Source organism: Streptomyces sp. 8L (genome assembly GCF_020176795.1).
Taxonomy (GTDB): Bacteria; Actinomycetota; Actinomycetes; order Streptomycetales; family Streptomycetaceae; genus Streptomyces.
Window position 1 is genome coordinate 1 of sequence record NZ_JAIUKE010000252.1, and the last position, 13,928, is coordinate 13,928.

Consider the following 13,928-nt stretch of genomic DNA (forward strand, 5'->3'; position numbering starts at 1 on the left):
AGCGCGAGTCCGAGGCGGCCGGCGCGGGCGCCCGTTAGCCTTGCGGCGTGCAGGAATTCTTCGAGACGCCTCTCGCCCCCCTCACCACCCTCCGCCTCGGCGGGCCGGCCCAGCGCCTGGTGACCGCCGACACCGACGACCTCGTCGTGGAGGAGACCCGCAGGGCCGACGAGGCCGGCAGTCCGCTGCTCGTCATCGGCGGCGGCAGCAACCTCGTCGTCGGCGACAAGGGCTTCGACGGGACGGCCCTGCGCGTCGCGACCCGGGGCGTCCGCCTCGACGGCACCCGGCTGGAGGCCGCGGCGGGCGAGGTGTGGGCCGGCCTCGTCGCCCGTAGCGTCGACGCGGGACTCGCCGGGATCGAGTGCCTGGCCGGCATCCCGGGGTCGGTCGGCGCCACACCCATCCAGAACGTCGGCGCCTACGGGCAGGAGGTCTCGTCGGTCATCGACGAGGTCGTCGCGTACGACCGTGCCGAACGGCGGGTCGTGACGCTCTCCAACGACGCCTGCCGGTTCTCGTACCGTTCGAGCGTCTTCAAGCAGCACCCGGAACGCTATGTGGTGCTCCGGGTCCGCTTCGCTCTTGAGGACGCGGGCGGCCTCTCCGGGCCGCTGAAGTACGCCGAGACGGCCCGCGCGCTCGGGGTCGCGCCGGGGGAGCGGGTGCCGCTCGCCGGCGCGCGCGACACCGTCCTCAGGCTCCGCTCGGGCAAGGGCATGGTCCTGGACCCGGAGGACCACGACACCTGGTCGGCGGGGTCGTTCTTCACCAACCCGGTCCTCGACCCGGGGCAGTACGAGGACTTCCTCGGCCGCGTCCGCGCCCGCCTCGGCGACGAGGCCGCGCCGCCCGCGTACCCGGAGGGCCCGGAGGGCGGCGGCCGGATGAAGACGTCGGCGGCCTGGCTGATCGACAAGGCCGGTTTCACCAAGGGCTACGGAACGGGCCCCGCGCGCCTCTCCACCAAGCACACGCTCGCGCTCACCAACCGCGGCGACGCCACCACCGACGACCTGCTCGCCCTCGCCCGTGAGATCGTCGCGGGCGTGTACGACGCCTTCGGGATCGTGCTCGTCAACGAGCCGGTCATGGTGGGAGTCGCCCTGTGACACCGGCCGGCCCCTGACACCGGCCTCCCTACGACAACGGCCCCCCGGGGGCAACGGCCGCCCCCGGAGCCATCAGCCGTTCACGGCGCGAGCCACCCGGTCACGACGCCAGCCACTCGTCCACCCCCGCGAGCAGTTCGGCCTTCACGCCCTCCGGGGCGGCCGACGCCCTGATCGACTGCCGGCCGAGCTCCGCGAGTTCCTCGTCCGTGAAGGCGTGGTGGTCGCGCGCCAGCTCGTACTGCGACGCGAGGCGGGAGCCGAACAGCAGCGGGTCGTCCGCGCCCAGCGCCATCGGGACGCCCGCGTCGAACAGCGTCCGCAGGGGTACGTCCTCGGGTTTCGTGTACACGCCGAGCGCCACGTTCGAGGCGGGGCACACCTCGCACGTGACGCCGGAGTCCGCGAGCCGCCGCACCAGGCGCGCGTCCTCCGCGGCCCGTACGCCGTGCCCGACCCGCGTGGCGCGCAGGTCGTCCAGGCAGTCCCGTACGGACGACGGCCCCGTCAGCTCGCCGCCGTGCGGCGCGGCCAGCAGCCCGCCCTGCCGGGCGATCGCGAAGGCGCGGTCGAAGTCGCGGGCCATCCCGCGCCGTTCGTCGTTGGACAGGCCGAAGCCGACCACACCGCGATCCGCGTACCGCACCGCGAGCCTGGCCAGCGTGCGCGCCTCCAGCGGGTGCTTCATCCGGTTCGCCGCGACCAGGACCCGCATGCCGAGCCCGGTCTCCCGCGACGCCGACTCCACGGCGTCCAGGATGATCTCCAGCGCGGGGATCAGCCCGCCGAGATGCGGCGCGTACGACGTCGGGTCGACCTGGATCTCCAGCCAGCGCGAACCGTCCCGTACGTCCTCCTCGGCGGCCTCGCGCACGATCCGCCGGATGTCGTCCGGCTCTCTCAGGCACGACCTGGCGAGGTCGTACAGGCGCTGGAAGCGGAACCAGCCGCGCTCGTCGGTCGCGCTGAGCTTCGGCGGTTCGCCGCTGGTCAGCGCCTCCGGCAGATGGATGCCGTGCTTCGCGGCGAGTTCGATGAGGGTCGTGGGGCGCATCGACCCCGTGAAGTGCAGATGCAGGTGGGCCTTCGGCAGCAGGCGCACATCGCGCGGGCTTCCGGGGCTCTGCCGGGTGGTGGCGGTCGTGCTCAACATCCCAAGATCCTGCCGCATCCGCGCGGATACCCACAGCCCGATGGTCCGATCCACCGCCCTCCGAACGGAAAAACGGGTGCCGGGCCGACGCCGGCCCGGCACCCGCTCCTCCGTTCCGCTTCGCGCGGGGCGGGGCGGCCCCCCCCGCGGGGGGCCGGGCCGGCGCCGGCCCGGCACCCGCTCCTCCGTTCCGCTTCGCGCGGGACGGGGCGGCCCCCCGCGCGAGGGGCCGGTCCGATACTCAGTCCTTGGCCTCCGCGAGCAGCTTCTGGATTCGGGAGACACCCTCCACCAGGTCCTCGTCGCCGAGGGCGTACGACAGCCGCAGGTAGCCCGGCGTGCCGAACGCCTCACCCGGTACGACCGCGACCTCGACCTCGTCGAGGATGAGCGCGGCGAGCTCGACCGAGGACTCGGGGCGCGAGCCGCGGATCTCCTTGCCCAGCAGCCCCTTCACCGACGGGTACGCGTAGAAGGCGCCCTCGGGCTCGGGGCAGACCACGCCCTCGATCTCGTTCAGCATCCGCACGATCGTCCTGCGGCGCCGGTCGAAGGCGGTGCGCATGTCGGCCACGGCCGCCAGGTCGCCGGAGACGGCGGCGAGCGCGGCGGCCTGCGAGACGTTCGCGACGTTGGACGTCGCGTGCGACTGGAGGTTCGCGGCGGCCTTGATGACGTCCTTCGGCCCGATCGCCCAGCCCACCCGCCAGCCCGTCATGGCGTACGTCTTGGCCACGCCGTTGACGACGACGCACTTGTCGCGCAGCTCGGGGACGGCGACCGGCAGCGAGGTGAAGACGGCGTCGCCGTAGACGAGGTGCTCGTAGATCTCGTCGGTCAGCACCCACAGGCCGTGCTCGACCGCCCAGCGGCCGATGGCCTCGGTGTCCTCCCTGCTGTACACGGCGCCGGTCGGGTTGGACGGCGACACGAACAGCAGCACCTTCGTACGCTCGGTGCGCGCGGCCTCCAACTGCTCGACGGAGACCCGGTAGCCGGTGGTCTCGTCGGCCACCACGTCGACCGGCACACCGCCCGCGAGGCGGATCGACTCGGGGTACGTGGTCCAGTACGGCGCGGGTACGAGGACCTCGTCGCCCGGATCGAGGATCGCGGCGAAGGCCTCGTAGATGGCCTGCTTGCCGCCGTTGGTCACGAGGACCTGCGCGGGGTCGACCTCGTAGCCGGAGTCGCGCAGGGTCTTCGCGGCGATGGCGGCCTTCAGCTCGGGCAGGCCGCCGGCCGGCGTGTAGCGGTGGAACTTCGGGTTCCGGCAGGCCTCGACGGCCGCCGAGACGATGTAGTCCGGCGTCGGGAAGTCGGGTTCCCCCGCGCCGAACCCGATCACCGGGCGCCCGGCGGCCTTGAGGGCCTTGGCCTTGGCGTCGACGGCGAGGGTGGCGGACTCGGAGATCGCGCCGACGCGCGCGGACACCCGGCGCTCGGCGGAAGGGGATACAGCGCTCATGGGCCCCATGGTTTCAGACGGGAAACCTGCGCGGCACACGGGTTTCACAGAGTGAGCGACTGGGTACGCAGCGGCGACGCATGGTGTCCGTGTGCGATCGCGGCGTGCGCGTCGGCGGAGCACATCGCTACGCGTGCGTCCACGCACACGTGAACAAGGCAGACAAGCAAGACAGACAAGACAGACAAGACAGACAAGACAGGCGCGGCGGGCAAGGTGGACGAGCGGGCGTCCGGGCCGCAGGTCCCCGGCCGGTGAACCGCGGCCGGCCGCGAGCCCTCCCGGGCAGCCGGGGGAGTGGGGAGCTGTTCGACGCACGGCCACCGACCACGTACACTCACCTGTCGTCGGCCCTCGTCGTCGCGTCCGTTCGCGCACATACCGTGTGTGAGGCCGGATGGGGTAGGTTGGGGCGGGCAACAAAGGGTCGTAGCTCAATTGGTAGAGCACTGGTCTCCAAAACCAGCGGTTGGGGGTTCAAGTCCCTCCGGCCCTGCTACACACACCGCCAGGATGTGTGCGCATGTACGTACATTCATTGCACCGCCGTGCGGCTCCCCCGGGCGCGGCACGGCCACGACCCGGAATCAGGTGAGAGAGCGTGACGGACGCCGTGGGCTCCATCGACAAGCCTGATGCGGACGACGAGTCGCCTGAGACGCAGGAGAAGAAGCCCCGCAAGGGTGGCAAGCGCGGCAAGAAGGGCCCGATGGGCCGTCTCGCGCTCTTCTACCGCCAGGTCGTCGCCGAACTGCGCAAGGTCGTCTGGCCGACTCGTAACCAGCTGTCGACGTACACCACTGTGGTGATTGTCTTCGTTGTCATCATGATCGGTCTGGTGACCGTGATTGACTATGGATTCAACCAAGCAGTCAAGTCCGTTTTCGGCTGATCCCGGGGGGCGACCAACAGAGGCCGCCCCTTTCGGGTGTTCCACCCCTTGAGCCAGGAAGAAGCAGTCACCGTGTCTGACCCGAACCTGAACGACGCCCGCGAATCGGCCGAGTCCGCTGCGGACGATGCCGACGTCGCAGCGGCGGCGGACGCTGTCGAGCCAGACGAGCGAGACACGGCGGACGAGGCCCCCGCCGACGCCGACGAGAAGCCGGACGAGACCGCGCTGACCGTCGAGGACGTCGAGGACGGGACCGGTTCGGATGCCGACGCGACCGGCGCGGAGGCCGAGCAGGCCGCTGAGGACGCCGAGGCCGGGGAAGAGGCTGGAGCCGCCGAGGACGAGCAGGGCGAGGCCGTCGCCGAAGCCCCCGCCGACCCGGTCGCCGCACTCCGCGACGAGCTGCGCGGCCTCCCCGGCGAGTGGTACGTGATCCACACCTACGCGGGCTACGAGAAGCGCGTGAAGGCCAACCTGGAGCAGCGCGCCGTCTCGCTCAACGTCGAGGAGTTCATCTACCAGGCCGAGGTCCCCGAGGAAGAGATCGTCCAGATCAAGAACGGCGAGCGCAAGAACGTACGGCAGAACAAGCTGCCGGGCTATGTGCTCGTCCGGATGGACCTGACGAACGAGTCCTGGGGCGTCGTCCGCAACACCCCCGGTGTGACGGGCTTCGTCGGCAACGCGTACGACCCGTACCCGCTGACGCTGGACGAGATCGTGAAGATGCTCGCCCCCGAGGCCGAGGAGAAGGCGGCCCGCGAGGCGGCCGAGGCCGAGGGCAAGCCGGCGCCGGCCCGCAAGGTCGAGGTCCAGGTGCTGGACTTCGAGGTGGGCGACTCGGTCACGGTCACCGACGGCCCGTTCGCGACGCTCCAGGCGACGATCAACGAGATCAGCGCCGACTCGCGCAAGGTCAAGGGTCTGGTGGAGATCTTCGGCCGGGAGACCCCGGTCGAGCTGAGCTTCGACCAGATCCAGAAGAACTGACACCGGCGGCGCCCGGCGCCGCCGCTCATACGCTTCCGACCAGGTCAGGGGCGCCCCTCAAGGGCCCCCTGACCTGTCGGTTTTTGGCCGCACATCGTTACCCGCTATCGTGGTGCGGTATGCCTCCATCCGGATGATGGGTGGAGGCTGATCACCTCTCGTCAGGACCCGGAGAGAAACACATGCCTCCCAAGAAGAAGAAGGTCACGGGGCTGATCAAGCTCCAGATCAAGGCCGGCGCGGCCAACCCGGCACCGCCGGTCGGCCCCGCGCTCGGTCAGCACGGCGTCAACATCATGGAGTTCTGCAAGGCCTACAACGCCGCGACCGAGTCGCAGCGCGGCATGGTCGTGCCGGTGGAGATCACGGTCTACGAGGACCGCTCCTTCACCTTCATCACCAAGACGCCGCCGGCCGCGAAGCTGATCCTCAAGGCCGCGGGTGTGGAAAAGGGCTCCGGCGAGCCCCACGTCAAGAAGGTCGCCAAGCTGACGCGCGACCAGGTGCGGGACATCGCGAACACCAAGATGCCCGACCTGAACGCGAACGACATCGAGGCCGCCGAGAAGATCATCGCCGGCACCGCCCGTTCCATGGGGATCACGGTCGAGGGCTGACGCCCTCCACCGGCCGCGGGCGCACCCCGTCCCCGGCTCCCCCAGTGGCAGGGCCATGCGCGGCCCGGACCACGACCTCCGCATCTGCTTGAACCACAGGAGAAGAAGTGAAGCGCAGCAAGGCTCTCCGCGCAGCGGACGCCAAGATCGACCAGGAGCGCGTGTACGCGCCCCTGGAGGCCGTACGTCTGGCCAAGGACATCAACAGCGCGAAGTTCGACGGCACCGTCGAGGTCGCCATGCGCCTGGGCGTCGACCCGCGCAAGGCGGACCAGATGGTCCGTGGCACCGTGAACCTTCCGCACGGCACCGGCAAGACCGCCCGGGTCCTGGTCTTCGCGACCGGTGACCGTGCCGAGGCCGCGCGTGCCGCGGGCGCCGACATCGTCGGCGCCGACGAACTGATCGACGAGGTGTCGAAGGGGCGTCTGGACTTCGACGCCGTCGTCGCCACCCCGGACCTCATGGGCAAGGTCGGCCGCCTCGGCCGCGTCCTCGGCCCGCGTGGTCTGATGCCGAACCCGAAGACCGGAACGGTCACCCCGGACGTCACCAAGGCCGTGACGGACATCAAGGGCGGCAAGATCGAGTTCCGCGTCGACAAGCACGCGAACCTCCACTTCATCATCGGCAAGATCTCGTTCGACGAGACCAAGCTGGTGGAGAACTACGCCGCCGCCCTTGAGGAGATCAACCGCCTCAAGCCGTCGGCCGCCAAGGGCCGCTACATCAAGACGGCCACGCTGGCCCTCACGATGAGCCCCGGCATCCCGCTGGACGCCAACCGCACCCGGAACCTCCTTGAGGAGGACCCGGCTGTGATCTGACGCCTCCGCGCGTCGGCCGGCTCGGCTGACGGGCCCCTCGCATCCGCTCAGGCGGGCGCGAGGGGCCCGTTTTCGCGTTCCGGCCGCCTTCCTCCGCCTTTCCCCGCCTCTCGGCCGCTGTGCGTGCGCCGTGGGGCCGTTGTGTGCCCTGTGTGTCCGCCACGGGGCGGCCTCGACCGCCAGGCCCCCGTTGACCAGGCGTATCCTCCTTCTGTCCGGCGCGAGTTGGGGCCGGATCGGCGCAGCAGACACTGGGGTGGGGGAAACATGAGGGCATCAGCAGGCAGACGGGGCGCGTTCGCGGTGGCGGCGGCGCTGAGCGTGGTCGTCGGGGTGGCGGGCTGCCAGAGTGACGGCGGCGGCTCGAAGGCGACCGGCAAGCCGAAGGCGAAGGCGGCGCAGGGGGCGGCGTCCCCGATCGACGCGGTGAACGCGGCGTACAAGAAGGTGTCGGGCTACCGGTCCGCGAAGTTCCGGATGGACATGACCGTCCCGGGGGCGGCGGCCGCGACCGGGACGACGGGGGCGGCCGGTACGAAAGGCACGGCGTCGAGCACGATCACGTCGTCCGGGACCCTCGGCTGGAACCCGATGGTGATGGACATGACCACGCAGGGCGCCGCCCTGGGCATGGGGGTCGCGGGCGCGCCGACCACGCTTCACTCGCTGACGACGGGTACGGCCATGTACACCGACATGAGCGGCGCGATCAAGAACGACCCGGAGTTCGCCAAGGCCCTGGGCGGCAAGAGCTGGCTGAAGACGGACGTGGGCGCGGCGGCGGCCGGTTCCGGCTCCGACGCCGAGGCGGACTCGGCTCTCGTGGACAACTCCCTCCAGTCGAACGAGAACCCCGCCCAGCAGCTCGCGACGCTGGTCGCGGCGCCGCAGATCTCCCGGGTCGGCTTGGAGACCGTGGACGGCGTGAAGGCCGAGCACTACAAGGGCCACCTCACCATGGACCAGGCCCTGAAGGCCGGCTCCAACGGCAAGGCGCTCACCGCCGAACAGCGCGAGCAGGTGGCGGACAGCATGCGGAAGGCCGGGATCACGGCCGAGGACATCGACGTGTGGATCGGTGCGGACAGCTTCCCCGTGCGGACGGACGTCAAGATGGCCACGGCGAAGGGCCCCGTCGCCGTGAGCGAGCACCTCTCCGGCTACTCGGCGAAGGCCGCGACCGTCAAGGTGCCCGCGGCCGGCCAGACCTTCACGGTCCAGGATCTGCTCAAGATCGCCCAGAACTCCTGACCGCTCCTGTCTCCTCGGCCCGCGACGGGCGTACGCCGGTGACGGGGCGCGCGTCCGCGGCGGACCGGGGGGCTCGGGGCCGGCCGGCCGGAGCCTGGCAGGAGCGAGGGGGCTCCGGCCGAAGCCGGGCAGCCCGTGCGGGCGGATTTGCCTGGCGCGACCGCGTTCCCGTACTCTCCTGATGAAGCCAAAGACCGCTGGTTGTCGTCGCGTGCTCGAAAGAGGACTCGGCGGCCGAAGGACCCGCTAGCTGCGGACGGCCTGCGCAGGTGACAGAGGAAAGCTCCCGTACGACGGCATGCCGTGCCGTTCCGGTCGAGCTACGCCCCGCGCACCTGCGTCGGGGCGTTTCGTTTTGTTCAGCCCCTTCCGAGAGCGGTCCTCATCACCCGGAAGGAGGCCGACGCTCATGGCAAGGCCCGACAAGGCCGCTGCGGTGGCCGAGCTGACGGAGCAGTTCCGCAGCTCGAACGCCGCCGTGCTGACCGAGTACCGGGGTCTCACCGTGGCGCAGCTCAAGGAGCTGCGCCGTTCGCTCGGTGAGAACGCCCAGTACGCCGTGGTGAAGAACACGCTGACCAAGATCGCGGCCAACGAGGCCGGGATCAACACGCTGGACGACCTGTTCACGGGTCCGACGGCTGTGGCCTTCGTCACCGGTGACCCGGTGGTGTCGGCGAAGGGTCTTCGTGACTTCGCCAAGGACAACCCGAACCTCGTCGTCAAGGGCGGTGTCCTTGACGGCAAGGCGCTGTCCGCCGACGAGTTCAAGAAGCTTGCGGACCTCGAGTCCCGCGAGGTTCTGCTCGCCAAGCTGGCGGGCGCCATGAAGGCGAAGCCCTCCCAGGCTGCCGCGCTCTTCCAGGCGCTCCCCTCGAAGTTCGTCCGCACCGCGGAGGCGCTTCGTGCCAAGAAGGAAGCCGACGAGCAGGGCGGTGCCGAGTAACTCGGCGTTCTGGCCGCAAGGCCGCTGCGGGCCCCGCGCCCGCCGACATGTACACCCGGCACCAGCCGAATTAGTGGAAGGACCGCCATCATGGCGAAGCTCAGCCAGGACGACCTGCTTGCCCAGTTCGAAGAGATGACCCTCATCGAGCTCTCCGAGTTCGTGAAGGCCTTCGAGGACAAGTTCGACGTCACCGCCGCCGCCCCCGTCGCCGCTGCCGCCGCCGGTGGCGCCGCTGCCGCCCCGGCCGAGGCCGCTGCCGAGCAGGACGAGTTCGACGTCATCCTCACGGGCGCCGGCGACAAGAAGATCCAGGTCATCAAGGTCGTGCGCGAGCTCACCTCGCTCGGCCTGAAGGAGGCCAAGGACCTCGTGGACGGCGCCCCGAAGCCCGTCCTTGAGAAGGTCGCCAAGGACGCCGCCGACAAGGCCGCCGAGTCCCTCAAGGGCGCCGGCGCCTCCGTCGAGGTCAAGTGACCCGAGGCGCCTCCGGGCGCTGAGCGCGGCTGACGGCCGCGCACTGTGTTGACGCGAAGGACGATCATCCATCCGGGTGATCGTCCTTCGTCGTTCCCGTGAGGAGAGGCTTGTGTTCCCACTGCCTGCCGCTATCGTGATCATCGTCGTGGCTTCGGGGTCTTTCCGAACGCGGGGCCGGGAGATCCACGGCTGGGGGCCCGGGAGGCGGGGGCCTTGACGAACCGCACGCGGCGCGCAATTCTCAGGGACGCGTCGTCGCAGTCGATCCGATTCCGAGGCATGGATCGGCGGCGATGTGGGAAGTAACGGGATGGCGCTTCGGCGCCGTGGCCCTGCGGCGGTTCTGACCGGGCGGGGCCGTCGTACGGACGGCAGTAGCAGCGAGGGTGTTGAGGACAACGAGGGTCTCCCAAAACCCGCTCTGGACATCAGTGTGCCAAGTGGCTACACTGACCCTTTGCGCTGCCTGTTAGCTGTCCCCTGCCCGTCACCAGGGGCACCCTCTCGTACGAGCATCGGCGACCGAAGGTCCTGAACTGGGCTTTCTCTCTCCGCGCCCTACGGGGGACCGGTACGCGCGTAGTGAGTCCGAGCCCTCGGAAGGACCCCCTCTTGGCCGCCTCGCGCAACGCCTCGACCACGAATACGAACAACGGCGCAAGCACCGCCCCGCTGCGCATCTCCTTTGCAAAGATCAAGGAGCCTCTTGAGGTTCCGAACCTCCTCGCGCTCCAGACCGAGAGCTTCGACTGGCTGCTCGGCAACGCCGCGTGGAAGGCTCGCGTCGAGGCGGCTCTCGACAACGGGCAGGACGTCCCCAGGAAGTCCGGTCTTGAGGAGATCTTCGAAGAGATCTCCCCGATCGAGGACTTCTCCGGGTCGATGTCGCTGACGTTCCGCGACCACCGTTTCGAGCCCCCGAAGAACTCGATCGACGAGTGCAAGGAGCGCGACTTCACGTTCGCCGCCCCGCTGTTCGTCACCGCCGAGTTCACCAACAACGAGACCGGCGAGATCAAGTCCCAGACGGTCTTCATGGGCGACTTCCCGCTCATGACGAACAAGGGCACCTTCGTCATCAACGGCACCGAGCGTGTCGTGGTGTCGCAGCTCGTGCGCTCGCCGGGCGTCTACTTCGACTCCTCCATCGACAAGACCTCCGACAAGGACATCTTCTCGGCCAAGATCATCCCGTCCCGGGGTGCCTGGCTGGAGATGGAGATCGACAAGCGCGACATGGTCGGTGTCCGCATCGACCGCAAGCGCAAGCAGTCCGTGACCGTCCTGCTCAAGGCGCTCGGCTGGACGACCGAGCAGATCCTGGACGAGTTCGGCGAGTACGAGTCCATGCGCGCCACCCTGGAGAAGGACCACACCCAGGGCCAGGACGACGCGCTGCTCGACATCTACCGCAAGCTCCGTCCCGGTGAGCCGCCCACGCGTGAGGCCGCCCAGACGCTGCTGGAGAACCTCTACTTCAACCCGAAGCGCTACGACCTCGCGAAGGTCGGCCGCTACAAGGTCAACAAGAAGCTCGGCGCCGACGAGCCGCTGGACGCCGGCGTGCTCACCACCGACGACGTCATCGCGACCATCAAGTACCTGGTCAAGCTGCACGCGGGCGAGACCGAGACGGTCAGCTCCAGCGGTGCGGAGATCGTCGTCGAGACCGACGACATCGACCACTTCGGCAACCGCCGCCTGCGCAACGTCGGCGAGCTCATCCAGAACCAGGTCCGTACGGGCCTGGCGAGGATGGAGCGCGTCGTGCGCGAGCGCATGACGACGCAGGACGTCGAGGCGATCACGCCGCAGACGCTGATCAACATCCGGCCGGTCGTCGCCTCCATCAAGGAGTTCTTCGGCACCAGCCAGCTGTCGCAGTTCATGGACCAGAACAACCCGCTCTCCGGGCTCACCCACAAGCGCCGCCTGTCGGCGCTCGGCCCGGGTGGCCTCTCCCGTGAGCGGGCCGGCTTCGAGGTCCGTGACGTGCACCCCTCGCACTACGGCCGCATGTGCCCGATCGAGACGCCGGAAGGCCCGAACATCGGCCTGATCGGCTCGCTCGCCTCGTACGGCCGCGTCAACGCGTTCGGCTTCGTCGAGACGCCCTACCGCCGGGTCACCGGCGGTGTCGTCACCGACGAGGTCGACTACCTGACGGCCGACGAGGAGGACCGCTTCGTCATCGCGCAGGCCAACGCGCCGCTCACCGACGAGCTGCGGTTCGAGGAGACCCGCGTCCTGGTCCGCCGGCGTGGCGGCGAGGTCGACTACGTCCCGGGCGACGACGTCGACTACATGGACGTCTCGCCGCGCCAGATGGTGTCGGTCGCGACGGCCATGATCCCGTTCCTCGAGCACGACGACGCCAACCGCGCCCTCATGGGCGCGAACATGATGCGCCAGGCCGTGCCGCTGATCACGTCCGAGGCGCCGCTCGTCGGCACCGGCATGGAGTACCGCTGCGCGGTCGACGCCGGTGACGTCATCAAGGCGGAGAAGGCGGGTGTGGTCCAGGAGGTCTCCGCGGACTACATCACCGTCACCAACGACGACGGCACGTACACCACGTACCGCATCGCGAAGTTCTTCCGCTCCAACCAGGGCACCTCGGTCAACCAGAAGGTCGTCGTCTCCGAGGGCGACCGGGTCATCGAGGGCCAGGTCCTCGCCGACGGTCCCGCGACCGAGCTCGGCGAGATGGCGCTCGGCAAGAACCTGCTCGTGGCGTTCATGCCGTGGGAGGGCCACAACTACGAGGACGCGATCATCCTCAGCCAGCGCCTGGTGCAGGACGACGTCCTCTCCTCGATCCACATCGAGGAGCACGAGGTCGACGCCCGTGACACCAAGCTCGGCCCCGAGGAGATCACCCGGGACATCCCGAACGTCTCCGAGGAGGTCCTCGCCGACCTGGACGAGCGCGGCATCATCCGCATCGGCGCCGAGGTCCGCGACACCGACATCCTCGTCGGCAAGGTCACGCCGAAGGGCGAGACCGAGCTGACGCCCGAGGAGCGGCTGCTGCGCGCGATCTTCGGCGAGAAGGCCCGTGAGGTCCGTGACACCTCGCTGAAGGTGCCGCACGGTGAGACCGGCAAGGTCATCGGCGTGCGCGTCTTCGACCGCGAGGAGGGCGACGAGCTGCCGCCCGGCGTCAACCAGCTGGTCCGCGTGTACGTGGCGCAGAAGCGCAAGATCACGGACGGCGACAAGCTGGCCGGCCGCCACGGCAACAAGGGCGTCATCTCGAAGATCCTGCCGATCGAGGACATGCCGTTCCTGGAGGACGGCACCCCGGTCGACATCATCCTCAACCCGCTGGGCGTCCCGTCCCGTATGAACCCGGGACAGGTACTGGAGATCCACCTCGGCTGGCTCGCCAGCCAGGGCTGGGACGTCTCCTCGCTCGGTGAGGAGTGGGCCCAGCGCCTCCAGGGCATCGGCGCCGACCAGGTCGACCCGCGTACCAACGTGGCGACTCCGGTCTTCGACGGCGCCCGTGAGGACGAGCTGGCCGGACTGCTGGAACACACCATTCCGAACCGCGACGGCGAGCGCATGGTGCAGCCGTCCGGCAAGGCCCGGATGTTCGACGGCCGCTCCGGCGAGCCGTTCCCGGACCCGATCTCGGTCGGGTACATGTACATCCTCAAGCTGCACCACCTGGTCGACGACAAGCTCCACGCCCGTTCGACCGGCCCGTACTCCATGATCACCCAGCAGCCCCTGGGTGGTAAGGCGCAGTTCGGTGGTCAGCGCTTCGGCGAGATGGAGGTGTGGGCACTGGAGGCGTACGGCGCCGCCTACGCCCTCCAGGAACTCCTGACGATCAAGTCCGACGACGTCACCGGCCGCGTGAAGGTCTACGAGGCCATCGTCAAGGGCGAGAACATCCCCGAGCCCGGCATCCCCGAGTCCTTCAAGGTGCTCATCAAGGAAATGCAGTCGCTCTGCCTCAACGTGGAGGTGCTGTCCTCGGACGGCATGTCCATCGAGATGCGGGACACGGACGAGGACGTGTTCCGTGCGGCGGAGGAGCTCGGCATCGACCTGTCCCGGCGGGAGCCGAGCAGCGTCGAAGAGGTCTGACGGGTCGGGGGGGCGGGGGCGGGGGCGCCCCCCCGCCGCGGGGGGGGCCCCCGCCCCCCCCCGGCGGCCCGCGCCGCCGCGCGGGGGGGGG

Annotated in this window: 11 protein-coding genes and 1 tRNA gene; 10 read left to right on the plus strand and 2 right to left on the minus strand. The window is 69.7% G+C overall.

From position 1 onward, the window contains the following. The first annotated feature begins 47 nt into the window (after positions 1–47). Positions 48–1,112 carry a UDP-N-acetylmuramate dehydrogenase gene (locus tag LCE31_RS21155; RefSeq protein WP_225016455.1) on the plus strand — a complete coding sequence of 355 codons (1,065 nt, stop codon included), beginning with the start codon at positions 48–50 and terminating at the stop codon, positions 1,110–1,112. A 100-nt stretch (positions 1,113–1,212) separates the two neighbouring features. On the opposite strand, the gene LCE31_RS21160 is transcribed toward LCE31_RS21155, so the two are convergent. Both LCE31_RS21160 and LCE31_RS21165 read right to left on the minus strand, forming a co-directional pair. Continuing rightward, the gene (locus LCE31_RS21160) at positions 1,213–2,265 is read right to left on the minus strand and encodes an adenosine deaminase (RefSeq protein ID WP_225016456.1); all 1,053 of its coding nucleotides are present in this window, start codon (positions 2,263–2,265) and stop codon (positions 1,213–1,215) included. Positions 2,266–2,506: 241 nt separating this feature from the next. Beyond that, entirely contained in the window at positions 2,507–3,733 is a 1,227-nt protein-coding gene (locus LCE31_RS21165) for a pyridoxal phosphate-dependent aminotransferase (RefSeq protein ID WP_225016457.1), read from the minus strand. A 423-nt stretch (positions 3,734–4,156) separates the two neighbouring features. On the opposite strand from LCE31_RS21165, the gene LCE31_RS21170 reads away from it, so the two are divergent. From LCE31_RS21170 to rpoB, 9 genes are all read left to right on the plus strand, one after another. After that, positions 4,157–4,229: transfer RNA gene (locus LCE31_RS21170), tRNA-Trp, on the plus strand. 105 nt (positions 4,230–4,334) lie between these two features. Further along, complete coding sequence (secE, locus tag LCE31_RS21175; RefSeq protein WP_225016458.1) at positions 4,335–4,625, plus strand: preprotein translocase subunit SecE; 291 nt, start codon at positions 4,335–4,337, stop codon at positions 4,623–4,625. Positions 4,626–4,697: 72 nt separating this feature from the next. Then, positions 4,698–5,618: a transcription termination/antitermination protein NusG gene (gene nusG / locus LCE31_RS21180; protein ID WP_225016459.1), complete on the plus strand. Its 921-nt coding sequence runs from the start codon at positions 4,698–4,700 to the stop codon at positions 5,616–5,618. A gap of 182 nt (positions 5,619–5,800) precedes the next feature. Next, positions 5,801–6,235, plus strand: a complete 435-nt coding sequence (rplK, locus tag LCE31_RS21185) for a 50S ribosomal protein L11 (RefSeq protein WP_225016460.1) — start codon at positions 5,801–5,803, stop codon at positions 6,233–6,235. A gap of 107 nt (positions 6,236–6,342) precedes the next feature. Beyond that, positions 6,343–7,062 carry a 50S ribosomal protein L1 gene (rplA, locus tag LCE31_RS21190; protein ID WP_225016461.1) on the plus strand — a complete coding sequence of 240 codons (720 nt, stop codon included), beginning with the start codon at positions 6,343–6,345 and terminating at the stop codon, positions 7,060–7,062. 267 nt (positions 7,063–7,329) lie between these two features. After that, positions 7,330–8,313 (plus strand): hypothetical protein, encoded by a 984-nt coding sequence (locus LCE31_RS21195; protein WP_225016462.1) that lies wholly within the window; start codon positions 7,330–7,332, stop codon positions 8,311–8,313. A 409-nt stretch (positions 8,314–8,722) separates the two neighbouring features. Further along, positions 8,723–9,259, plus strand: coding sequence for a 50S ribosomal protein L10 (rplJ, locus tag LCE31_RS21200; RefSeq protein ID WP_225016463.1), 537 nt, complete (start codon positions 8,723–8,725; stop codon positions 9,257–9,259). A gap of 90 nt (positions 9,260–9,349) precedes the next feature. Beyond that, positions 9,350–9,736, plus strand: coding sequence for a 50S ribosomal protein L7/L12 (rplL, locus tag LCE31_RS21205; RefSeq protein ID WP_225016464.1), 387 nt, complete (start codon positions 9,350–9,352; stop codon positions 9,734–9,736). Between the two features lie 615 nt (positions 9,737–10,351). Continuing rightward, a complete protein-coding gene (gene rpoB / locus LCE31_RS21210; protein ID WP_225016465.1) occupies positions 10,352–13,837 on the plus strand; it encodes a DNA-directed RNA polymerase subunit beta in 3,486 nt (1,161 codons plus the stop codon). Positions 13,838–13,928: the final 91 nt, after the last annotated feature.

What these genes read in the sequence shown, in the direction of transcription:
- LCE31_RS21160 (WP_225016456.1), bottom strand. Translation starts at nt 2,265, where the DNA reads ATGTTGAGCACGACCGCCACCACCCGGCAGAGCCCCGGAAGCCCGCGC.
- rplK (WP_225016460.1), top strand. Translation starts at nt 5,801, where the DNA reads ATGCCTCCCAAGAAGAAGAAGGTCACGGGGCTGATCAAGCTCCAGATC.
- LCE31_RS21165 (WP_225016457.1), bottom strand. Translation starts at nt 3,733, where the DNA reads ATGAGCGCTGTATCCCCTTCCGCCGAGCGCCGGGTGTCCGCGCGCGTC.
- rplL (WP_225016464.1), top strand. Translation starts at nt 9,350, where the DNA reads ATGGCGAAGCTCAGCCAGGACGACCTGCTTGCCCAGTTCGAAGAGATG.
- rplJ (WP_225016463.1), top strand. Translation starts at nt 8,723, where the DNA reads ATGGCAAGGCCCGACAAGGCCGCTGCGGTGGCCGAGCTGACGGAGCAG.
- LCE31_RS21195 (WP_225016462.1), top strand. Translation starts at nt 7,330, where the DNA reads ATGAGGGCATCAGCAGGCAGACGGGGCGCGTTCGCGGTGGCGGCGGCG.